The organism is Bacillus sp. B4EP4a (assembly GCF_006680105.1).
GTDB lineage: Bacteria > Bacillota > Bacilli > Bacillales > DSM-1321 > Peribacillus > Peribacillus simplex_E.
Genome location: NZ_VHIK01000059.1, coordinates 96,956 through 119,497, shown reverse-complemented (window position 1 = coordinate 119,497; position 22,542 = coordinate 96,956). Strand labels below are relative to the sequence as shown.

21 protein-coding genes and 1 pseudogene are annotated in these 22,542 nt (G+C 38.5%); 13 read left to right on the top strand and 9 right to left on the bottom strand.

All coding sequences use genetic code 11. The features are described from left to right. The 3 genes from FNK51_RS23915 to FNK51_RS23905 form a co-directional block, all read left to right on the top strand. Positions 1-402: RNA-guided endonuclease TnpB family protein (locus FNK51_RS23915; RefSeq protein ID WP_141994932.1), on the top strand; the 402-nt coding region annotated here is incomplete at its 5' end. A gap of 343 nt (positions 403-745) precedes the next feature. Continuing rightward, the gene (locus FNK51_RS23910) at positions 746-1,489 is read left to right on the top strand and encodes a type II toxin-antitoxin system SpoIISA family toxin (protein ID WP_286178859.1); all 744 of its coding nucleotides are present in this window, start codon (positions 746-748) and stop codon (positions 1,487-1,489) included. Beyond that, a complete protein-coding gene (locus FNK51_RS23905; protein ID WP_076369116.1) occupies positions 1,490-1,669 on the top strand; it encodes a hypothetical protein in 180 nt (59 codons plus the stop codon). It begins immediately after the preceding gene. Positions 1,670-1,947: 278 nt separating this feature from the next. Here the strand turns inward: FNK51_RS23905 and FNK51_RS23900 are convergent, their stop codons facing one another. Then, positions 1,948-2,907 (bottom strand): sensor domain-containing diguanylate cyclase, encoded by a 960-nt coding sequence (locus tag FNK51_RS23900; RefSeq protein ID WP_141994930.1) that lies wholly within the window; start codon positions 2,905-2,907, stop codon positions 1,948-1,950. Positions 2,908-3,487: 580 nt separating this feature from the next. On the opposite strand from FNK51_RS23900, the gene FNK51_RS23895 reads away from it, so the two are divergent. Then, positions 3,488-6,058 carry a helicase-related protein gene (locus FNK51_RS23895; protein WP_141994929.1) on the top strand — a complete coding sequence of 857 codons (2,571 nt, stop codon included), beginning with the start codon at positions 3,488-3,490 and terminating at the stop codon, positions 6,056-6,058. 77 nt (positions 6,059-6,135) lie between these two features. On the opposite strand, the gene FNK51_RS23890 is transcribed toward FNK51_RS23895, so the two are convergent. Then, positions 6,136-6,345, bottom strand: coding sequence for a YqaE/Pmp3 family membrane protein (locus FNK51_RS23890; RefSeq protein ID WP_098372280.1), 210 nt, complete (start codon positions 6,343-6,345; stop codon positions 6,136-6,138). Positions 6,346-6,682: 337 nt separating this feature from the next. Between FNK51_RS23890 and FNK51_RS23885 the strand changes: the two genes are divergently transcribed. Continuing rightward, positions 6,683-7,354, top strand: a complete 672-nt coding sequence (locus FNK51_RS23885) for a hypothetical protein (protein ID WP_141994928.1) — start codon at positions 6,683-6,685, stop codon at positions 7,352-7,354. 126 nt (positions 7,355-7,480) lie between these two features. Here FNK51_RS23885 and FNK51_RS23880 read toward each other — a convergent pair whose 3' ends face one another. Together FNK51_RS23880 and FNK51_RS23875 are read right to left on the bottom strand one after the other, a co-directional pair. Beyond that, positions 7,481-7,792 (bottom strand): hypothetical protein, encoded by a 312-nt coding sequence (locus FNK51_RS23880; RefSeq protein ID WP_141994927.1) that lies wholly within the window; start codon positions 7,790-7,792, stop codon positions 7,481-7,483. 229 nt (positions 7,793-8,021) lie between these two features. Further along, a pseudogene (locus FNK51_RS23875) lies at positions 8,022-8,351 on the bottom strand (four-helix bundle copper-binding protein). A gap of 163 nt (positions 8,352-8,514) precedes the next feature. Between FNK51_RS23875 and FNK51_RS23870 the strand changes: the two are divergent. Together FNK51_RS23870 and FNK51_RS23865 are read left to right on the top strand one after the other, a co-directional pair. Further along, positions 8,515-8,892: a DUF948 domain-containing protein gene (locus FNK51_RS23870; RefSeq protein ID WP_141994926.1), complete on the top strand. Its 378-nt coding sequence runs from the start codon at positions 8,515-8,517 to the stop codon at positions 8,890-8,892. Between the two features lie 107 nt (positions 8,893-8,999). After that, on the top strand, positions 9,000-9,287 hold the full coding sequence (locus tag FNK51_RS23865; RefSeq protein ID WP_181762330.1) for a DUF948 domain-containing protein: 288 nt from the start codon (positions 9,000-9,002) through the stop codon (positions 9,285-9,287). Between the two features lie 284 nt (positions 9,288-9,571). Here the strand turns inward: FNK51_RS23865 and FNK51_RS23860 are convergent, their stop codons facing one another. After that, complete coding sequence (locus FNK51_RS23860; protein WP_098372221.1) at positions 9,572-9,763, bottom strand: DUF3934 family protein; 192 nt, start codon at positions 9,761-9,763, stop codon at positions 9,572-9,574. 179 nt (positions 9,764-9,942) lie between these two features. Continuing rightward, positions 9,943-11,274: an oligosaccharide flippase family protein gene (locus FNK51_RS23855; protein ID WP_141994924.1), complete on the bottom strand. Its 1,332-nt coding sequence runs from the start codon at positions 11,272-11,274 to the stop codon at positions 9,943-9,945. Between the two features lie 393 nt (positions 11,275-11,667). Between FNK51_RS23855 and FNK51_RS23850 the strand changes: the two genes are divergently transcribed. Continuing rightward, complete coding sequence (locus tag FNK51_RS23850; protein WP_141994923.1) at positions 11,668-11,946, top strand: hypothetical protein; 279 nt, start codon at positions 11,668-11,670, stop codon at positions 11,944-11,946. A 291-nt stretch (positions 11,947-12,237) separates the two neighbouring features. Here the strand turns inward: FNK51_RS23850 and FNK51_RS23845 are convergent, their stop codons facing one another. The 3 genes from FNK51_RS23845 to FNK51_RS23835 all read right to left on the bottom strand — a co-directional run bounded on the left by FNK51_RS23845 (position 12,238) and on the right by FNK51_RS23835 (position 16,348). Continuing rightward, complete coding sequence (locus tag FNK51_RS23845) at positions 12,238-13,674, bottom strand: amino acid permease (protein WP_141994922.1); 1,437 nt, start codon at positions 13,672-13,674, stop codon at positions 12,238-12,240. A gap of 372 nt (positions 13,675-14,046) precedes the next feature. After that, positions 14,047-15,000 (bottom strand): arginase, encoded by a 954-nt coding sequence (rocF, locus tag FNK51_RS23840; RefSeq protein WP_141994921.1) that lies wholly within the window; start codon positions 14,998-15,000, stop codon positions 14,047-14,049. 616 nt (positions 15,001-15,616) lie between these two features. Next, complete coding sequence (locus FNK51_RS23835) at positions 15,617-16,348, bottom strand: hypothetical protein (protein WP_141994920.1); 732 nt, start codon at positions 16,346-16,348, stop codon at positions 15,617-15,619. A 191-nt stretch (positions 16,349-16,539) separates the two neighbouring features. Here FNK51_RS23835 and FNK51_RS23830 point away from each other — a divergent pair, with 191 nt between their 5' ends. The 5 genes from FNK51_RS23830 to FNK51_RS23810 all read left to right on the top strand — a co-directional run bounded on the left by FNK51_RS23830 (position 16,540) and on the right by FNK51_RS23810 (position 22,504). After that, entirely contained in the window at positions 16,540-17,424 is an 885-nt protein-coding gene (locus tag FNK51_RS23830) for a hypothetical protein (protein ID WP_141994919.1), read from the top strand. A 318-nt stretch (positions 17,425-17,742) separates the two neighbouring features. Further along, positions 17,743-19,362: an amidohydrolase gene (locus FNK51_RS23825; protein WP_141994918.1), complete on the top strand. Its 1,620-nt coding sequence runs from the start codon at positions 17,743-17,745 to the stop codon at positions 19,360-19,362. A gap of 91 nt (positions 19,363-19,453) precedes the next feature. Next, on the top strand, positions 19,454-20,686 hold the full coding sequence (locus FNK51_RS23820; protein ID WP_141994917.1) for a Zn-dependent hydrolase: 1,233 nt from the start codon (positions 19,454-19,456) through the stop codon (positions 20,684-20,686). Between the two features lie 136 nt (positions 20,687-20,822). Further along, positions 20,823-21,023 carry a DUF3311 domain-containing protein gene (locus tag FNK51_RS23815; protein WP_095393819.1) on the top strand — a complete coding sequence of 67 codons (201 nt, stop codon included), beginning with the start codon at positions 20,823-20,825 and terminating at the stop codon, positions 21,021-21,023. Then, entirely contained in the window at positions 21,020-22,504 is a 1,485-nt protein-coding gene (locus tag FNK51_RS23810) for a sodium:solute symporter family protein (RefSeq protein WP_098372231.1), read from the top strand. Before FNK51_RS23815 ends, FNK51_RS23810 begins: the two co-directional genes overlap by 4 nt. Positions 22,505-22,542 lie beyond the last annotated feature (38 nt).

Genomic DNA, 22,542 nt, shown 5'->3' with positions numbered 1-22,542 from the left:
AAAATTTCAAATGCCCGAATGGATTACTTACATAAAGTTTCTACCGAAATCATCAAAAACCACAATGTTATTGGAATGGAAGACTTACAAGTGTCCAATATGATGAAAGATCACAAACTAGCTAAAGCGATTACTGAAGTATCTTGGCACCAATTCAAACAAATGTTGGAATACAAGGCAAAATGGTATGGTAAACAAATCGTGACCGTATCTAAAACGTTTGCTTCTAGCCAATTGTGTTCTAGCTGCGGGTACCAAAATAAAGACGTTAAACATCTGAATCTTCGTGAATGGGAATGTCCTTCTTGTTCTACTCACCACGATCGAGATATTAACGCAGGACTCAATCTAATGAATGAAGCCATAAGGCTTCTAACCGTAGGAACGACGGGGATAGCCTAATTAAAAATTGGCCGATAGGCTAATGTTCTTAGGAATCCCCCACTTCAATCAGACTGTAAGGTCGATAAGTGGTGGGTAGTTCAAAAGGTTATTTACTATGATGTCCCACTAGAAAAATGATAAAGATGAACCCTTATGAAAAAAGGGTAATGGATGGTGAAACATTGATTCATTAACTGTAAACCCACATTGGGAGGAGTGTTTTTTCTCAAGTGAAAAACTTCTGACAAGTGTTTAAGTTTCACCCGTCTTAGGCAGGGAATAGAGGTATATATAATGAATAATATAGAGAGCGGTATAAGGAATGTAGCAGCCGAAGGGTAGGGTGATAAATCGATTGTTAATGTTTTTCAGAGTCTTTGTATGGGTAGTATTTATTGCTTTATTAGCCTATGTCATTCTTACTTGGAAATATAAAGACAAGGTAAGTAAAAGGATTGAAGCGATTCGTAAAACCTGGTATATCATTTTTATACTGGGTGCATTGATTTATTGGAATTTCTATCCGATGAGCATTTTTAATGAGTGGAAAAATTTCTTGATTATGGCTATCGTATTCATCCTGATTGATATGTTTGTGTTCTTGAGCATGTATATATCCAAGATTGGCGATAACGAGCTATCCTATGCAACAAAAGCCGTTGCGGAAAGTGACAAACTTTTAACGGATAATAGGGAAAAGGTCAAGAATATGTTTCATCTCCTAAAAAAAGAAGGAATACCTGAGTATTATCAAACGAATAAGGAATATTTGGCTTATTTGAGCATTCTCCTGCAAGCGTATGCAGCAAAGGAAGGGATGAACGTGAAAATACTTCCTTTCAAGACGGAACAGGACAAGCAATTGGTGATTAATGGGCATCCGAACTTGAATGGCAGTACCATTCGTGCTACATTGGAAAGAGAAGATACGTATTATAATGATGAAGAAAAAATGGCTTTGCAGCCTGTAAGCATTTTGATGGAACCTTATATCCTCGACGTTAAATCAGAGAGCTTCGTTTCAGAAGTCGATTGTTTATTAATAGCATTATTAATCATGATGTTCGATATGGTCATAAAACAAAAACCAGGTGGTGAAGGATAAATGAGCATTTATGATAAAGCCGGCAATGACGTGTCAGTTGCCGTAATCAAACCACAGGTGAAAATACCCGATGTAGGTTTAAGTCCCCATACTAAAAAAGTGATGAAACAGAACGAACGCATTATCCTGAAGCAAAAAGAAAAAGCTGCACGCTTCAGCCGATTAAAAAATGTTTTATAAGAAGGGAAGGGGTTTTTCCTTTCCTTATGATATTTAATGGAGAACCCGCATATACTATTCAAAATCAAAGAATAGGAAGGGTCTTTCAGAATATGAACAAAAAACCCGAGAGAGTTAACATCCCGGTCCCCTCCGCTTCACCATCCGAGAAACGGATACATAAGGGAAATGCAGATCTGCTAAAGCTTTTACAAAGGCTGAAAGCTAAACGTTGGATTTTTTTAAGGTAAAAGAAAGCCAGTCTCCAAGGAGAACTGGTTTTTTTATTTTTCAGATGATCACTGCTGGCGGAAGTATTGAATTTTCTTACGTCCAGACTCTTTAGCCATATACATGGAACGGTCCGCTTTTTTCAAAAGTGACTCCATTTCCGTACCATTATGAGGATAAAAACTTATCCCTATGCTAGCTGATACAAAATGATCATTTCCATTAATGTGAATGGGCATGGTGGATAAATGGTTCAGTAATAATTCAGCGTTTTGCTGAGTGTTTTTCATTAAATCTTCACAATGCGATGGATGTAATAATACAATGAATTCATCACCACCGATTCGAGCCACATGACTGCCTTCGGGTACGGTTTGCAAAAAACATTCCGCTGCCTTTTTAATAACGTCGTCACCAGCATCATGACCAAAAGAATCATTAAAAAATTTAAAATGATCAAGATCGATGTAAAGAAGGGCCATTTCATCGTTTGTTTTATCTTTATGATAATCGAAATAATTATCAATGAAATGCCGATTATATAAACCTGACAAAGGATCCCTGATAATCCCTTTTTCAAGTAGTATGGTATGACTAATCAAAGCTGCCAAAGACTTAATGAGTATCAGATCATATTCTTTAAAAACATGAGGTTTAATGTCGAATGCACATAATGTCCCAATGATTTCACCCTCAATTATTAGGGGAGCCCCCATAAAACACCCATTCCCTATAAACTTCGTTGCGGGGTGGCCACTAGTCAATTCATGTTCCCTCAAATTCGGGATAACGAGTGGTTGCAAGCCATTCTCAACAACTAATTTGCAATAAACCATATTATAAGGAAGGATGTCACCTTCACAAATTAACTTTGCATTTCTATTGAAGGATTTGATGATAAAACTCTGGATGGGATTCAAGAAAGAAAGAAAGAATGTATTGACCTCAATGGTTTGAGCTAATAGTGCTAATACTTCTTTAGCGATGGAATCGAAACTTTTGTAATAGTTGAAATCTTGCTGAATCATTCTCAGGCTCCTCTTTTATCTATAGTCTTTTTAGATTTCCGGATGTTATTTCTCATATTGAACGACAAAGACACAAAAGCGGAATCTGAATACCGTGACAGTTGTCCGGATTTCCACTAAACTCAATTAAGGGGTTGAATTCGTTTTATCGATGAATAGTGTAAACGAGAAAGTTGAAAAATTGACCTTTACGTTATTTTCGGCAATTTTTTAATATCATTAAATTTTCATTCGCCGGATTATCATTTATCTAAATTTCTGTATCCGTTTCTGGATTTCAGGGATGGGTATCACTTCATGATCCATAAAATCTAAGTCAATGATCAGTCTATTCATCATGCATTATACTGTAATTGAAATGGGAAGAGTACTTTTGATGTGCATACTTGGTATATTTTTCTTATTTACCCTGGAGCGTACAAATGTAAAGCAACTTGGCATTCCTGCACCATCTCATGATAACGGTGCGCATGATTTTAAATAGATAAAACGAATGTATCGCGCTCATTTATAAAAAAAATTTGGGGAGGATAAAAAGAAGCAATAAAGTACATATTGGATAATTCAAAAGGGGATCATTATGGGAAAATTAGAAAGTATATATCCTATTGCTATAGAGAATACAAAGGAAAAAATAATCCAGGATATGGATTTTTATCTAGAGAATCAAGAGACGATGCCTTCTTATTCATCTTATATATCAGACAGGACGACTTTTATTGAGCAAATTTGGATAAATGTTTGGTTAAATAAAGCATCAAACGATGTGCCCAGAAAGGAAAAAAAAGCATTTTTAAGCGAAAGGGGATTTGTAACGGAAGGATCAGATCATAAGCTGATAAATAGCATGTTCCGGAACGAATTAAAGAAGTATCGCCCGTTTGATGGCTTAACGTGGATTAAAAAAACCTTTGCTGATAATCAAGAAGATTGGGAGAAGAGATATAAAAATGCAAGGGAAAAATTCTTTAGGCGACAAGAAGAACAGCGGCTTGCCAAGCAGCGATGGAAGATACGCGCAAGACTGCAAGAAGAGGCCAATAGCTTTTTCGAAAGTAACTCACTTCTTTTATATTTACATGTCAGGTATTATATTGCTGGAATTTTGACAAAGGATCTTAAGAATAAGCCTAAATTCCAATATGTCGATCCATACTTGCTTGAAGAACAATTGGTTGAAGAGGGGGGCTTTCAAGCTGCCGAATACCTAATGGTCACTGATTTTTTTGAAGAGCTGACAGGCGATATTCACTCATTAATCGGTTGGGGAAGGAACCGTTATGAATATGAAAATTACTTCTACAGGTATGAAAGATTAGTTGCGGATTTCATAATGAAATTAGCCCCTGACAAATACATGCAACATCTATCTGCTGCACTGCATCATGATTTTTTTGAGTCATATGGGGAAAGGCTGACGGTTGATGCCCTTCAAGGTATACTAAGCGATGAATTGGCTGATTTGTCTCAGTCCTGTTTTGATGAACTTCAGGAAGAATACCTTTCTGATTTACTGAAGCTTGAAGGAATTCCTTTTAATGAAACATTGCACGAAGAAATATACGAAAAAGACGTTGAGAACAGAGAGAGAAGAAAAGCTGAAGTATTGGCAGAGCAAGCTAAGAAGCGCGCAGAAGAACAAAGGATGATCGATGACATCATAGGTAAGGCCTATACTCCATCATTAGGAAAAAAAGTAAGATATGTTTTGCATATCGGAGAAACTAATACCGGGAAGACGCATAAGGCCTTGGAGAAAATGAAAGAAGCGGAAAGCGGTTTGTATCTAGCTCCCCTTAGACTGTTGGCCCTTGAGGTATTTGATAAATTAAATGCTGACGGTGTACCTTGTTCATTAAAAACCGGTGAAGAAGAAAAGGCTGTTGAGGGGGCTAAACATGTCTCCAGCACCGTTGAAATGTTTCATGAGAAAGACTACCATGAAGTAATTGTCATAGATGAAGCCCAAATGATTGCCGATAAAGATCGAGGCTTTTCATGGTTCAGGGCAATCACGCAAGCAAATGCGAAAGAAGTACACATAATCGGAAGCAATAATATCAAAATGATGCTTCTGAACCTTCTGAATGAAGCTGATTTAGAACTCCACGAATACAGACGGGAAATACCGCTTGAGGTAGAACAAAGGGAGTATGGACTGAAGTATACAAAAAAAGGGGATGCCCTCATTTGTTTTTCGAGAAGGCAGGTACTGGAAACCGCGTCCCGGTTAAAAGAGAGTGGACATAATGTCAGCATGATATACGGCAGTATGCCTCCTGAAAATAGAAAACGGCAAATAGAGTTATTCAATCGTGGTGAAACATCAGTTGTCGTTGCCACAGATGCGATTGGTATGGGATTGAACTTGCCAATACGCCGCATCGTCTTTCTTGAAAATGAAAAATTCGACGGGACACGGAGAAGAAGATTGACTTCTCAAGAAGTCAAACAAATCGCAGGTCGAGCGGGTAGAAAAGGAATTTATGACACTGGAAAGGTAGCATTTACAGCAGAGATCAAAATCATGAATAAGTTGCTGGAACAGGTAGATGAACCAGTTCAAACCTTCACTATCGCCCCAACCTCTGCTGTGTTTGAACGTTTTCAAAAATATTACCGGAACCTAGGGACATTTTTCGAAATGTGGGAGAGATTTGAGCCTCCTAAAGGCACGAAAAAGGCTTCTCTATCGGAAGAAAGGGAGCTTTACGAACTGATACGGGATACTGAAATCGAAGCGCGATTTTCTTTAATGGATTTATATGGTTTCCTGCATATTCCTTTTTCGGCAAAGGAACCAAGTTTGATCAGGCAGTGGCTGGAAACGGTCGAAGCGATTGCCGAGAACAGTGACCTTCCTGAACCGATCATCAAGACTAGAAATCTGGAGGAATTGGAGCTATCTTATAAAGCGATAGGTCTTCATCTACTATTTTTATATCGGATGGGTAAGCGGACGGAAGCTGTTTATTGGGAGCGTATCCGTGAAGAAATCAGTGATGGCGTTCATGATCAGTTAAAAGACGAAATGTTGAATTATCAAAAAAAATGCAAGCGCTGTGGAAAAAGGCTTCCGGATGACTCGCGTTTTCATATATGTGATGCTTGTTATCATAGAGGGATTAAAAAGACGCACAGATTCAATTAACGAAATTGTTTTAATAGTAATAACCCGAATAAAGTGCACCATGGTGTCGGCATTCGGGTTATTAGCGGTTGTATAAATCACTTTGTCGTTTGTTTCGATTTAGCAATAAGTGCTGCTTGCAGCTTCATTCGTTTATCAGCTTTCTTATCATGCACCACTAAGATTGCATGAATTAAACCAGGGACATAAAAAAATAGTGTGAGGACCAGATTAAACACAGCCTGGATGGGTTTACCGGCTAATAATACGGCTAATGGAGGGAAAAGAATCGCAATTAAATAAAGAATGGTGAACACTCTCCAATATAATGATTTTTATCTGACTATTAAGGTTTGTTTTTCTCTTTTTGCTAATTTTTTATTCTAAAACAAATGCTTTACTTGAATCGAAAAGTAATTCGGTTACTGAAGTTCAATTTTCCTGATGATATCTCTTGCTATCGCCTTGATATGCTCAAGAGCCGAATTCATACCAACTGAGCTTCTGGCACTAAGAAGCAGTCTTTTGACTCCCGATGATGTCAGGAGGGCTATGGATAATTGTCGTTTTTGTCGATACGGCCAGTGTAACGTCGCTTTATGTGTTAGAATAATCAGAATACTAACTGTTGAAAGCGGGAGTTATATGAAAAAAAGGATAGGCTGTTTGCATGCACACTATACAAATATAGAATACATAGAAACCGCATTCTCAAAATTCGATATTGAATGGCTTCATTTTGTAGATCCGGGATTGATGCAACGGGTGTCAACGGATGAAAATTTTAAGGATTCGGATGCTCAAAAAAGGGTTAAACAACAAGTCGAATGGATTGCCGAATGTAGAGTGGATGCCATTTTGATAACCTGTACAAACTACATCGCCTTTTTAAACGAAGAACAGCTATCCTTACCCATGCCTATCATTAAAATCGATGAACCATATTTTGAGCAAATTTGCCAATTACAGCAACCGCAGATGATATTATTCACGAACCCTGCCACTGTTGAAGGAACAGTTAAACGTTTAAATGCCCAAGCTGAAAAATATGGGGCTGTGGATTTTGAAGTTACCATCATCGACAATGCCTTTGAATTCATTATGCAGGGATTGGGAGAGAGGTATAACCAGGAAATCTTGAACTTCCTATACCAGTTTAATAACGAAAATAGACCTATGTCGGTGGCTCAACTATCAATGGTCGAAGCAGCAAAGAGATATGAACTTCAGACAGGAAAGACAATTTTAAACCCATTGGATGCATTAGTTGATTCCATGATCAATCAATTAGAACTAAGTTCATTGAGTGGTCTTTGAATCAAAGGATTTCTGATGCCGCATGAACGGCATGATTTTTAATTTCAAAATAATGTCTTTGTATATAGAAGAAAATAAAAAAATCCCTGCATGATCTGGTTAAATCCCAGTGCAGGGATTTTTTTATTATTCCTTTATGCGGATTTGTTCACGGATGTTTTCAAGTTCTTCAAGGGTTAGAGCTGTCAGGGAATTTTTTATTTCTTCTTCGACCCGTTTTCGATCAAGCTCCCTATATTCGCTCCACCAATCTCGCAGCCCTTCGGTGTTTTCGAGAAGATACTCTATATCAATTTCTTCTTGCTCATCATCTGATAAATATCGCATGACCGCACCTAATAATCGATTGAGTTTGGCTACTTCACTTTCCTTATCAGGTGAAGCGGGGGTATCTTTCACTTCTAAATCATCTTTAGCCGGAACATTACGAGGTGTCATAATATCCTCCTGTTTTTAATGCTAGTGTGCCTAAAAATGGCAGTTTTCAATATATGTTTTTGTATTTTTACAAATATCATCTTTAAAATATTTATTTATATTAAAAAATTTCAACATATACCTCGCTAGAATATATAGATTATATCATCATCCTTAAATAGGTTTAACAAAGAAATGGGTAGTTAAGGGGGAAATATATGTAAAGAATAGCTTAGTGCTATTCCTTACATTAAGCGGCTAATTTTCTGCATTCTTCTGCGCATCTCAAGCATGCCTCAGCACATTTTTGACAATGTTCATGATCGTGTTTTTTACATTCGTTTCCGCAGCTTTCACAAATCTTGGCACAAACTTCAGCCAACTCTGATATAAACGGTGTACCTCTTCCTATCGCCTGTACTAAATAAGAGCAAATATCCGCACATTCCCGATCCACGCGAATGCACTCCACCATCATGTTTACATGATCTTCTTTTAAGCATGCGCCCTAACAATGATTACACGCGGTCACACATTCATGTAAAGTTTGGATAACAGATGAATAATTCTCATGTGACACTCCTAAATATGGTTTCTCCCTTACTATTATCCTTTAAACTACCCTTTAAACTTCTTTTAGGTTAAGGTGAATGGTCCTTCTATAAAACTGACTGGACAAGTGAAGGGCTTTAGGGAATTAATGGAAGGGACAGGGCATAAATTTAAATGAAAGGAGTGGATATATGAAAATGTTTATTAAATTAAGTGTGGCCAGTGTCTCCGGAGCCGTCGTGTATTTGATATATAATGTCAACCAGACGCTGCGTAAAGGAATGGGAACGCTCGAAGAAACAAATAAGACACTGGAAGAGGTAAGAAATGCGGTACATGGATTGACGCAAGAGTCCAAAAAATTGATCCACTCTGCCAATCAAATTACAGCGGATGTAAAAGGGAAGATGGAAAATGTCGATCCATTGCTGGAATCAGCTCAAGATGTTGGGGAAATGATTCATAATGTAACCAATTCCATGAAAGAAGCCAGTTTGGAAGGCCGCCCTAAGGATTTATCCACTCCGACAGTTCCTTCAACTCGAACTGAAGCTGAGGGGTTCAAATAATAATTAAATAGTATCATCATTTATCATTAAAAAGCAGGCACCCCGGGATTCACTAACATATTTAAAGTAATCGTTTCTACTATTTAAATTAGAGGGGGAGCTTTATCTTGATAATTCAATATAGTGTGGCTGCGATCGCTTTAGCCTTCATTTGGTTGGTCGTATTTTTAATCAGTACTCTTCAAAAGGGAATGGTCACGATAGGTGAAGCAAATCAAACATTGGTTGAGGTGAGAAATGCCATCAACGATTTGTCCGGCGAATCGAAACAACTATTGCAAACTGCAAATGAAATCACCGACGATGTAAAAACTAAAATGAAAACGGTTGAACCATTATTGGATTCTGCTCAGGATGTTGGTGAAGCGATACATTCAGTTACAGACTCTGTTTAAAAAGCCACTAACGGTTTCCGTACAGAGTTTACCCCGAAAAAAAACAATGCTATCAAACCCAAAAACCAATTTAGATAAAAAGAAAATATAAAAAAATGAAAGACACTACCGGGATTTGGAGTGTCTTTTTTGATGGTATGTATAATAGCTGTAGTCTTATGCTTCATATGGATATCGCCCGTGGTTTATATCTATAAGACCCATTTCTCTCATACAGATCTCTTAACACTCTGTATGAGAATATGGAACAAACATAAATATTGTATGGATTATAGGACAAGCAATTATTTTTCTGTCTTGTCACCTGCAGCATGACCGGATGTTTTTGAGTCATTGGAATGTTTGATGCCTTTACTTACATATGGTTTGGCGCTTTTTTTCTTGTTGGCACTTGTTTTCCAACGATTCCAGCCCTTCTTGCCCGTTCCAGTGCCCGTACCTTTACCAGTTCCACTCTTTGCCTTAGCTTTACTCATGAAATCACTCCATTACAATTGTATGGTTAGTTTAAACCATTTTACTTGATTATTACCCAAGTATGTTGAAATATACAGTAACGAAGGTGATATGTACAGGGAAAGGCTCAAAATTTTTAATCTAATTCTTAATAAAACAATAACAGCAAGGTTTTTGCTGGGGGGAACTTGTTTTTGCCTCACTTTATCGATATCGATCTTGATTTCGTCAGTAAGATGCTTATGCCGATTTTTTTGCAAATGGTCAAGTAGTGCATGAAAGTTAATAATACAGCGCCAGTATTCATTCCTAAAATGATTCCTCCCATATTAAGAGAAGCCTGAGACCCTAGGATATACATCATTAAAAAGGCAACAATATGGGACCATACGGTATGGATGAAAGCATCTTTCACTAAACCAAGGCCAATGAGATAGGCTTGCATGGGAATGACAAAAAAATGAAAAAGGAAGTAAGGACATAATAATTTTAAATAGTATGCGGCAGATGTTGAAGAAAAAAAGAGGGAGGTCAAAGGTTCCGCAAAGAAATAAATGAAAATCACAGCCGGAACTCCATACAAGACGGTGAAAGACATCGATTTTTGCAATAAAACCCTCAATTTTTCCTTATCCTGCCTCTTGTAAGCACTAGAAACATTCGGAATGAGCATGATCATTAAGGAATGTGCGATAAAGGCAGGGAAGAAGCCGATCGTCATCGCAACTCCAGTGAGCATCCCAAAATGCTCTGTAGCAACTACCGCACCGAATCCTGCCGAGAGAAGAGCAGTATGGATCAAAAAAGGTTGGATGGCATTTGTTATCGCATGAAAGATCCTTAACCCCATGGTAGGCAGCGAAACCGCCAATAACTTTTGCCGTGCATGTTTACCAGTTGTCCGCGAGTTCGTACCGCGCCTCATGATTCGCATTTGAAGAATCAAAAGGTTGATCAAGTATAGAAAAACGAGGAACTCACTGCCAATCAAAACAAAAAAGGCCATCAATAATGACTTTTCCTGGTTAAAATGAAATAAGTTAAAGATGAGGAAAAGCAAGCCGAATTGAATGATATCTTTTAAAAAGTTGGAAAAGGCGATCTTCCCCATTTGCTGGACACCCATGAAATAGCCTCTTGCAATCGACGAAAAGGCAACTATTGGGATCAATGTAATGAGCAGCCATTTAATATAGGGATGGTATTTGTCCATTATGGATGAGAAGGAAAGTATGAAAGGCAAGACTACACACATTACCAATACGACGACTGCAGCCATTTTAAGTGCATGAATGATAAGATTATAATGCATTGCCTGTTTATTTTCCGCAACGAATTTTGAAATGGAAATATGTAATTCAAGGCTGGCGATCACATATATCAAAAAGAAAATTGGCAATATGGACATATAAAGCCCCATGCCTTCTTCGTGTAATTCCCTGGCTAGGAGCATGTTCACTAAAAATTCGATACATTCACCAAAAAACGCTGCGACAATCAAAATGAGCGTTCCTTTATAAAAAGATTTCATGTTGGTCCACTCCTAACAAGGTGTTTGTATAAAGATATGAGACATGCCATGGAATATTCATGAGGAACTGCATATCCCGGCGATACAAAATGCGGGTATGCCCAGGGCAATCCTTATTAATCGCTGTTGAAAGATAAAAAATTAAATCAGGGTAAGGGTGGGAAATTGAATAAAATCGATTGGTTACATTCATTTCTAATGGGGAAATCATTACCCATGCCATCTTCATCAAAAGGCTTTCATACGGTGATATTCCAAACAAGGGCAAGTTTTGTTGCCATGTTCCCTTTTGTCGAAAGTGTCAGATGAATCATGAACATAAGAATGGGACTTGAATTTCGCTTTGAAATTCATGCTTTATTTTGCTATCCTTTAGCAGAGGGGATGATCAATATGAAATTCACATCTATTAGTCAATCAAATATAGATGAATTGTGCATTGCGTTTGAAAGTTGTCTTACGAAACATGACATTTCATTTAAATATGTAGATATGACGGAAGATAACGGGACCATATCGTTTATTTTTTGTAATGACCCGGGAAATGCGAGATCGGTCGAAATGGAAAGTGAACGCTTCATTGGATTGGATACCGATTACATAGCCAAGGAAATTTTAGAGCCAATCCTGCCTAGATTAAAGGAATTTGCACAATATAATATCATCGATTAAGATGATTTTTTTGTTTTGATGCTTGTTTTTATTGCCTAGATGGAGCTGGAAATTTAACTTCCTATTATATGCGTATTATTATAGACAGGGAGATGGGAACTAAAAAAGCTGGAAGGGAAAAGGAAGAATTCTTACAGCGGTTTACAATTGGGTAGCTATGCAGGAAATGGTGATTAAATAAAAGAAATACCCTGGGTGTGAAAACATCCAGGGTATTTCTTCTTTGAAAAGCAATCTAAATGATTGTAAAGATCGCTTTTCACCACTTACTATACCCCGCGGAATTCTGGATCAAATGACCATTTTTTTACCGGCATTTAATTCAACTTCCTGCTTGGGAGATTCTATTTTCTTAATTTTCTTCACTCTAAAGTGATAAACCGCATAACATCCAAGGAAGAATGCTCCCCCGCAATAAAGGGCCATTCGCTGCTCAGGAACAAATGCTAAACTGATCATGACGATGCAGTTTGTTAGTAAAGCAAGTATGGGGATGAATGGGTATAGCGGAACTTTAAACTTCAAATCTTCTATCTTTCCGCCTTGGCGGGTATAGGATTTTCTAAAAGCAAGAAGACTAGCCGATATGGCAATCCAGCCAATTTGTGCACCTAACCCTGCAAGGGAGAGAAGAAAGACAAATATTGTGTCTGCAGCTACTACACTTGAAAGTAAAGACAAACCAGCTATTGCAAGGGTGATAAGCAAGGCATTAAGCGGAATTCCTCGCTTATTTACCATACCGAGCTTCGGACTTGCCATCCCTTCCCTTGAAAGCGAGTAGAGCATACGTGTCGCAGCATAAAGACCGGAGTTCGCCACTGACAATAGAGCTGTAAGAATGATGAAGTTCATTATGTCAGCTGCATACGGAACTCCGATACTATCTAGTACAACAACGAATGGACTTTCTGAGATACCGGCTTTTTCCCTTGGAATCATCGCCGAAAGTACAGTGACCGAAAGAACAAAGAAGAAAAGGGTACGCCAAACGGTTTGTTTGATCGATTTTGGTATAACCTTTTCAGGGTTTTCACTTTCTCCCGCGGCAATTCCGATTAATTCTGTGCCCTGGAAGGAAAAGTTCACTGTAATCATTGTGATTAGCAGGGCCGATATTCCATTGGGGAAAAGACCCTCAGCGAAAAAGTTTGAGAAAAATGGAGCTTCTTGTCCACCTTTCATATCAATCATACCAAACATAGCAGCACCGCCAACGATGATGAACAGTATGATGGCCAATACTTTTATGCTAGAAAAAACAAACTCCGATTCGCCAAATGCCTTTGCTGATAAGGCGTTTAGTGAAAAGATGAGAAAAGCAAAGATTGCACACCACATCCAAACGGGTGATTCAGGAAACCATCTTTGCATAAGCTGGCCTGCTGCCAGAAACTCTAAGGCAACTGTAACGGCCCAACCTAACCAGTAAAGCCATCCGATGGCAAACCCGGTTCCCGGACCGATGAACTTTGTCGCATATGTCTGAAACGAACCGGAAACAGGCATGGCAACGGATAGTTCACCTAGACAAAGCATCGTTAAATACATGATGAAGCCGCCGACTATGTAAGAGAGGATAGCACCGAAAGCTCCTGCTTCATGAATGGTATAGCCTGAACCAATGAAAAAGCCCGTACCAATACATCCCCCTATTGAAATCATAAATAAATGTCTTGCTTTCATGCTCCGTTTTAATTCATTTGGTTGATTTTCTGCTGTTTTCATTGAAAAACTCCTTTACCTGATGGGTGCAAACGGTTTCATTTATGTTGGGACGTTATTAGGGAATTTGTGTTTTCACAAGTCTAATAGCTTTGATTCTGATTCTTAGATGATGTCGAATCCCCTTCGAAAAGAGATTACTTCTGCATTAAAGAAGCATGAGTCAATGTACATAGGTACCTATGCAGAATTAATTTCGAAAGCGCCGCTTTATAAAGAAAAGGAAGCCAAGCGTCAGGAAACTAGGAATGTAAATTGATTCATGTCGATCATCCGCCAATGGGGGAAAAAGCACATAATGAAGTATAGGCTTTTTCCTATGGAATATCAATTTTAACGAACTCTCTATATTTCTATCAAAAACATAGCGTCTGATTATTTAACAACATGAGCCAATAAATCTGGAGTGATATGTGCTTCCGTTCCATAAAGTAATTTTTCCCCAAGCAATGAGCCCATTAAAGCGACAGCAACTTCAGCCGTTTTATTATGCTCGTCCAATATTGGGTTTATCTCAACAAATTCTGCTGATGTAATGATATTAGCTTCAGCTAGCATTTCCATGGCAAGATGGCTTTCACGGTAACTAATACCTCCCATTACAGGCGTTCCGACCCCTGGAGCATCATCTGGATCAAGACCATCAAGATCAAGTGATAAATGTACAAGATCCGTACGTTCTTTCAGGTAGGCAATCGATTCTTCCATCACTTTTGTCATACCCATTCTATCAATCTCATGCATAGTGTAGACTTTAATTCCTTTTTCCCTGATTAACTCTTTCTCACCTTGGTCTAAAGAACGGGCACCAATGATGACAATATTCTCTGGTTTGACTTTTGGAGAATATCCGCCGATGTTAGTCAGTGCAGGGTGGCCAAGACCCAAACTTACAGCTAGGGACATACCGTGTATGTTTCCTGATGGGGAAGTCTCGGAAGTGTTTAAATCGCCATGTGCATCATACCATATTACCCCTAAGTTTTCAGAGTGCTTCGCTAAACCGGCTAATGTCCCGATAGCAATGCTGTGATCTCCCCCTAATACTAAAGGAAAACGATTTGCTTGGATGACTTCATCCACTTTTTGACTCAATTTTTCATTACCTTCTGCTACGTCCTGCAGATTCTTTAAATTTGTGTCACTATCACTTTGTGCTCTTTCCTGTATTTCTACTTTAATATCACCTTCATCACGGACAGTATAGCCAATGTTTTCAAGTCTTTCACTCAACCCTGCATATCTAATGGCACTAGGCCCCATATCCACTCCTCTTCTAGTTTGACCAAGATCCATAGGCACACCAATAATTGAAATTTCCTTGTTCATATGTAATTCCTCCTTCAATTTTTCTTCCCTAGTATAAGCGTAAAAGGATAGATGACTCAACTCGACATTTTTTTGAATATTTATACGATTGAGAAAAGGGTAAAAGTCTTGGGTTAATATCCCTATTTTTAATTTTGTGAAAATTCCGAAATTTTTACCGGATAGGGTATATTGTATGATTGAAAAGCGCGTTAAATACAATAAAATCCCCATTCTTATTGAATTTGAAAATTCAATAAGAGTGGGGGGATTCTTCCGTTTAACGTTTATCGTTAACGGTATTAAAGAGTTAGTGAATATATTTTACTAGGTACATTTATTCATAAAATGAGGCTATAACTCAGATGCAAGGATTAATAATTTTCATAATGAATAATAAGGAAGACTAAAAATAGATGATTTTACACTTCATTTCACTTTGTTAGCATAATATTTTCCCGAAATATATATATTATCTGAAATATAATGTACTTTTTACAAAAAGTATGGATGAAAACAATGGGAAAAAGGCTTGGAGTCAAAGGATTGAAAGTATTCAGTATTTATCGAACCGCTGGTCTAGAAAAAATTGATAAAAATTTTTGCTGTGTATTTTATTTAAAAAAATCTCAGCCCTTTAAAAAGATTTGCTCCATTCCTCATCTTCTAAAGGCACACCATTGGTACTAATATATTCTACTATCATATTTCCATGTTTTAGAACGCCATCTTTTTTAAGGGCATTGATAATTTCGGTAAAGCGGTCTTCATCGGCGTCCTGTTTCTTACGTGAAAGGGTAATCCGAATGGTTGGGGAAACTTCGTAATCTTTATAGCTGGCTGGTTTATTCGGATCAATCTTCAATTTTTTCCCTATCTCCTCATCAAAGACCAAGAGTAATTGATTATGATCGCCTATTTCTTCCTGAATCTCCTTCCACTCATCACTCTCTGCAATATCTCCCATTTCCTTGGAAATCAATACGTCACCAAGTTCTTTTTCAACATAAGGCATGATTTCTTTTTCTGCATCATCTTGCCATTTATCAGATATGAATGTATCCTCCATTTCCCCTGTTTCATCATTAAAGAAAACTAGAAATTGAGTATCATATTTTTCATGTTTCACTTTAGCTGCGTATTTAAAATAGCCCCGGTTTCCCATATTGTCGTATAGGACATCATATATTTCGGTTCCGTCAAGAAAAGTTTTCTCTAAATATCGTTCAGCTTGATCCCGGATCTTCTTTTCTTCAGCGGGATCTGCTTTCATACTCTGTGTGAATGAAAACACAAGAATCACTACTCCGGCAACGATGATTGAAAAAATACCTAGTAAAGTAAGTAAAATCTTTTTTGTTTTGCTCAAGGAACACCCTCCTGTATTCTCTGCTATATATCAATAATTACCATATTACTCTAACATTATTATCGCTCAATTTACTATGGAAATTGAGCAGATATATTCCCGGTGCGAAATCTAAATTGCCCGCCCTCCAAAATATCGGGATACTTTGTTACAATAAATAAATCGTTAGTACCCTAAAGGGAGAGATTGACTTGGAAATCTATCAAAGAAAAATGAATCATAATCGGGATGAATACAGAAAGTTGCGGTGGCAACCGCATCGTATACAAGTTACAGGGCTATTCGATGCCGTTTTTTCGAAAAATTCGTTCGCAGATAAAGTGGCTATCGTTGGTGCAGGCAATTGCGATGATTTGGATTTAGAGTATTTGGCGACTAGATGCAACTCCATATATTTATTTGATATTGATATGGAAAGTATGGAAAAGGGTACGGCGAATTTGCCTGAACGGACCCGGAAGAAAATTCAACTTGTTGAAATCGATGTAACAGGACTCGATAAAGTGGATTTTAATCACCACCTATCTTCCATGCTGGATCGTGGTGAAACGGCAAAGGGAATTATTCAATATTTAAAAGAAACCGAGAATCGGTTAGGTCAGCTTTCTGAAAGTGTTTTTGCTAATTATTATAATGATTTTGAAATCGTGGCAACATCCGCCATTTATACCCAACTATTTTATAATTGGGCCAAGGAACTGCTTTCTGATTATGAACACCAATATCAGAAAAAAGACGCAGAAGAGATTAAGAATGGAATTTTAGATTTAAGGGATGAAATCGTACGTAAAATGAATCACTCTATTTCTAAATGTACCAAGCAAAATGGATTCTGTATTACATGGACTGATATCTTAAAAATCGAACCTGAGTATATGGATACAATTAATGAAGGGATGAATGCCATCTTTGCATTGGCCTCGAACGTGGGATATGGGGCAGCATTGATTGGGGTAAAAACGTTTATTGAAAATGTGGATAAAAGCGAATTAAGCCTTCGCTACTGGACATGGGATTTTAATGCTAACAAACAGTATTTGACCATTGGCATTATCGGAAGATTGAATGGATTGTAAAAAAATGAAAAGCGGGATAGGTAAGCATATCAGCAGCTTTACCTATCCCTTTTTTATTGGTTATAGACCCCTTAGGAATATTATTGATCACTTTTGCGTGATAAAAGGGAGATCAGCAAATCATAGGGAATAAGACATAATTATATAAAAGGTATAAAAAAACGATGAAATTTTTGACTATTTGTCTAATGATTTCACAATCTGGTGTGGATATAATGAATCTGTTGAAAACTGAATATTCCGATAAGTGAAAAAGGGAGACGGAAAAGGAAGAGGAAGTGCTAATAGGGGTGAAAAAATAAGGAAGGGGTGTGTTGTTTGAAAGCTGATATCGTGTTCATAAACGGCGAGGTAATAACCGTAAATCAAAAAAATGAAGTCGCAGAAGCCCTGGCAATTAAAGGTAATCGTATTTCGGCAGTCGGTACGAATCATGAAATCAAGGTATTTATCGGAGAAGAAACAAATGTAATCGATTTGCAGGGGAAGTCATTACTTCCCGGGTTTATTGATTCTCATATTCATCTTATATTGTACGGAGTCAACCAATTGGCAGTAAGTTGTAAAGCTGAACATATCAAATCTGTAGAAGATTTATTGATCGATCTCAAGAAGAAAGCTTCGACGATCCCTAAAGGTGAATGGATTCGCGCCTGGGGCTTTAATGAGACCGCTGTGAAAGAAAAACGTTATCCAACAATAGCGGAGTTGGATGCTATTTCAAAAGACCATCCCATCATGGTAACCCGTACATGCAGCCATATAAGCGTAGTGAATAGCAGGGCGTTAGCGATTGCCCGAATTGATGAGAACTCAGAGAATCCAACTGGAGGGATCATTGAGAAGGATAGGGCTGGGAGGATTACAGGCAAACTCATTGAAACAGCAAATATGATAATGGCCGACAGAGCAAGCTATTCAGAAAGTGAACTGTTGGAAGCAGTGAAAATAGCCTCGGAACATTTCATCACAGCAGGCATAACAAGCATTCATGAAGCTGGTGCTCATGGTCCTGAAAGTTTCCGTTTAATGCAGCAGGCCATAAAAAATAACGATATTCGTGTCCGTATCTATGCGATGGTCGGTTCATTGAATAATTCTCATGAATTTGTAAATAAAATGGTCGATTCGGGAGTCATAACCGGAACTGGGGACGAAAGATTCAAAATCGGACCAGCTAAATTGTTTACGGATGGCAGCAGTACCGGTCCGACAATCGCTACCCGTGAGCCTTATTCGAGTGATCCTGGCAATTTTGGCATTCTTTATTATAAAGAAGAGGAGATCTATCAAGTATTAGGTCAGGCACATAAAAAAGGCTATCAGATCACAGTCCATGCCCAAGGCGACAAAGCGATTGAGATGTATTTGAATTGCGTGGAAAAGGCATTGAATGAATCGCCCAGAAAAGATCATAGACATAGAATCGAGCATGCTGGAATATCTTCGCCTGATTTACAAATGAGGATGAAAGAACTTGGAGTCATCCCAATCCCCAACCCCCCCTTTCCTTATGAATTCGGCGATATATATATTGAACACTACGGCAATAGGGTCAATCACATGTACGCCGCCCGTGATTATATTGATAATGGCATCTTGGCCGCAGGCGGTTCCGATGCACCCGTTACTGATCACGACCCTTTATTAGGCATACACGTTGCTGTTAATAGAACAAGCAGGTCTGGTACGAAAATAGGTCCGGTTCAATCTATTAGCGTATTGGAAGCCATAAAACTATACACATGGAATGGCGCGTTTGCGAGTTTCGATGAAGATGTCAAAGGCAGCCTGGAGGCAGGCAAGCTGGCCGATCTAGTAGTATTGAATGATAGTATATTGAAAGTGGATTCCCAAAATATCAAGGATTTGAATGTTGAGTCAACGATTCTGAATGGGGAGATTCTTTATCATAGGGGAACATTAGTAGAAATATAAATCTAGCGTAACTATTCTAAAACAACAATACCTTCACTTTCATTTTTGGCTTAAGCGAACGCATGTTGAATTTAAAAGGGGGATATTCGCTATGAAAAAGCAAAAATTATTAATTAATGGTGAGAGGCTGAGTCATACGCTCGAGAAATTTGCTGATTTTGGAAGGACAGAAAACAATGGAGTCACACGGCTATCCCTTTCCGAAGAAGATCGATTAGTCCGTGATTACTTTTGTGCTTGCTGTAAAGAATTGGGTATGACCATAAAGCTTGATGATATGGGGAATATTTACGCTACTTTGGCGGGACTTGAAAACAAACCGCCTATTGTGATGGGATCACATATGGATACCGTAAAAAAGGGCGGGCGGTTTGATGGTATCTTGGGTGTTGCTGCAGGCTTGGAAGTCGTGAGGACTCTGGTGGAAAATAATATCCAACCTAAAATTCCGGTAATGATCGTCAATTTTACGAACGAAGAGGGAGCCAGATTCGAACCTTCCATGATGTCTTCGGGAGTTCTTTCAGGTAAATTCGAAAAATCCATCATGCTGCAAAAGACAGATAGTGACGGAACGACTTTTGAAAGTGCTTTGAATGCCATTGGATATGCAGGGGATAAAGAGAATCGTTTAAAAGAAGCGACTGCATTTCTAGAATTGCATATTGAACAAGGGCCGATTCTTGAACGTGAATCACTAACGATCGGTGTCGTTGAATGTGTCCTTGGTATGGTGTGCTATGAGATAGAAGTTACAGGAGAATCCGATCATGCCGGAACCACCCCGATGAATATGAGAAAAGATGCTTTCTTCACTGCGAATAGCTTGATTATGGAGGCTCGTCAGAAGCTGGGCATGCTTGATGACGATTTGGTTTTTACGATGGGAAGGGTAAATGTGTTTCCTAATATCCATACGGTTATCCCTAATAAAGTGGTTTTTTCGCTAGAAGCGAGACATAAGGATTCCAATGTCATCGAAAAGGTGGAGGAAGTCATTGAAAGCCTTACAACAACAGGTTTAGAAGGCAGCTGCGACATCCAAGTGAAAAAATTATGGGACAGGGATACCGTTTGGTTCGAAAAATCCATTTGCAATTTGCTTGAGCAATCGAGCAATACATTAGGTCTACCCTATAAGAGAATGGTAAGCGGTGCAGGACATGATGCACAGTTTATAGCCAGTTATATACCGACTGCCATGGTTTTCGTTCCAAGCATCAACGGTAAAAGTCATTGTGAAGAGGAACTTACTACTTGGGAAGATTGTGAAAAAGGCGTCAATGTAATATTGGAAACGGTCCTTGCCATCCAAACTACTTAAGACGCATATACGGTTGGTTGAAAGCAGCTAATGACAGTAAGCCACGGATGCTATCAAACCATCAGTTCAGTTTGAAACTAGGCTTGACTGATGGTGATACATCCATGTTCGGAACCTAATTAGGGGAGGGTATAATTTGGATGCTATTAAGCTATTGCTTTTTGTTCCATTTATAGGGTTCTTAGGTTTATTGCCCTATGCAAATAAAATAGAACCGTACATATTGGGTATGCCTTTTTTGTTATTTTGGGTTGCATTTTGGATGGTCATGGCATCGATCATCTTAATGATTGTCTATAAGTTCGATCCTGATAATAAAGGGAGTGATTCTGAATGAATATATCATTACTCATCATTTCCATCTTCTTGGTTCTGGCACTTTATTTAGGGATAAAAGCAAGAAAAGGGAAGGATATGGACATGGAGCAATTTGCCGTAGGGGGCAGGGGCTTCGGTACATTCTTCATTTTTCTCTTGATAGCAGGTGAAATTTATACAACTTTTACATTCCTGGGCGGAAGTGGGTGGGCTTACTCAAAAGGTGCCGCTGCTTATTATGTTCCCGCCTATATTTTCTTAGCCTACGTCCTATCATATTGGCTCGTCCCTAAAATATGGAGATATTCAAAACGCCATTCCATTATCTCTCAGCCAGAGTATTTTGCATCTAAATATAAGAGCAGGACAATGGGGATGATCGTAGCTGTATTGGGAAGCTTAGCCCTCGTGCCGTACATAGTCATACAGCTCAAAGGATTAGGTATCATTGTTTCCGAAGCATCTTACGGAGCAATTTCTCCAGTTGCTGCAAGTGTCATCGGTGCTGTTGTCGTAACTACCTATGTAATGATTTCAGGCATTCATGGATCAGCATGGACAGCCATACTGAAAGATTTCATGATCTTGGTGGTCGTTATCTTTTTAGGGATTTACATTCCATTTCATTACTTCGGAGGCATACAGCCAATGTTCGAGACCGTCCAAGCTGCTAAACCGGAAATGTTGGTTTTGGCAGATCAGGGATTGAGTCAGTCCTGGTTTGTATCCACCGTTTTGCTGAATGCACTAGGATTTTATTTGCTGCCACAAACATTCATGGTCGTTTTATCGTCCAATGGGGAAAGGACCCTTCGCAAAAATGCGATTGCTTTACCCTTATACACATTGTTATTGCTATTCGTTTTTTTCATCGGATTTACAGCCATCTTGGAAATCCCGGGTTTGCAAGGGGCTGATGGGGATCTCTCACTTTTAAGGCTGGCGATTCAAACATTCGATCCATGGGTGATAGGGGTTATCGGAGCTGCAGGGTTATTGACGGCCCTAGTACCTGCTTCAGTCATGCTAATGGCTGCATCAGTAGGTCTGACAAATAGCTTTTACAAAGTTCTCGTCCCTGCTGCGACTGAAACACATCAATTGATTGTCTCCAGGATCATCATCATCGGTATCTCAATCATTGCTTTAATTGTAACGGTAACAGGCGGCGAGGCTTTGGCCATCTTGAATATCATGTCATACAGTTTAATTACACAACTGGCACCTTCGTTGTTTTGCAGTTTACCAAAAACCAATATAATCAATAAGTATGGTGCAATGGCAGGGATATTGGCAGGCGTCCTGATTGTTTTATATGCGACAATTGCAGATGTGAAGGTTGCTACATTCCTGCCGGATATTCCACATGTAATTAATGATATCAGTACAGGCGTCATAGCTTTGTTGTTTAATATTCTAGTAACATTCATAGTAAGTGCACTGACTAAACATATCTCTATGCAACAGACCGAAATGAATGATCTGGACAAGATATCCTAATTTCTTTTAACAAGGCTAATGGAATAAAAAGCATGATT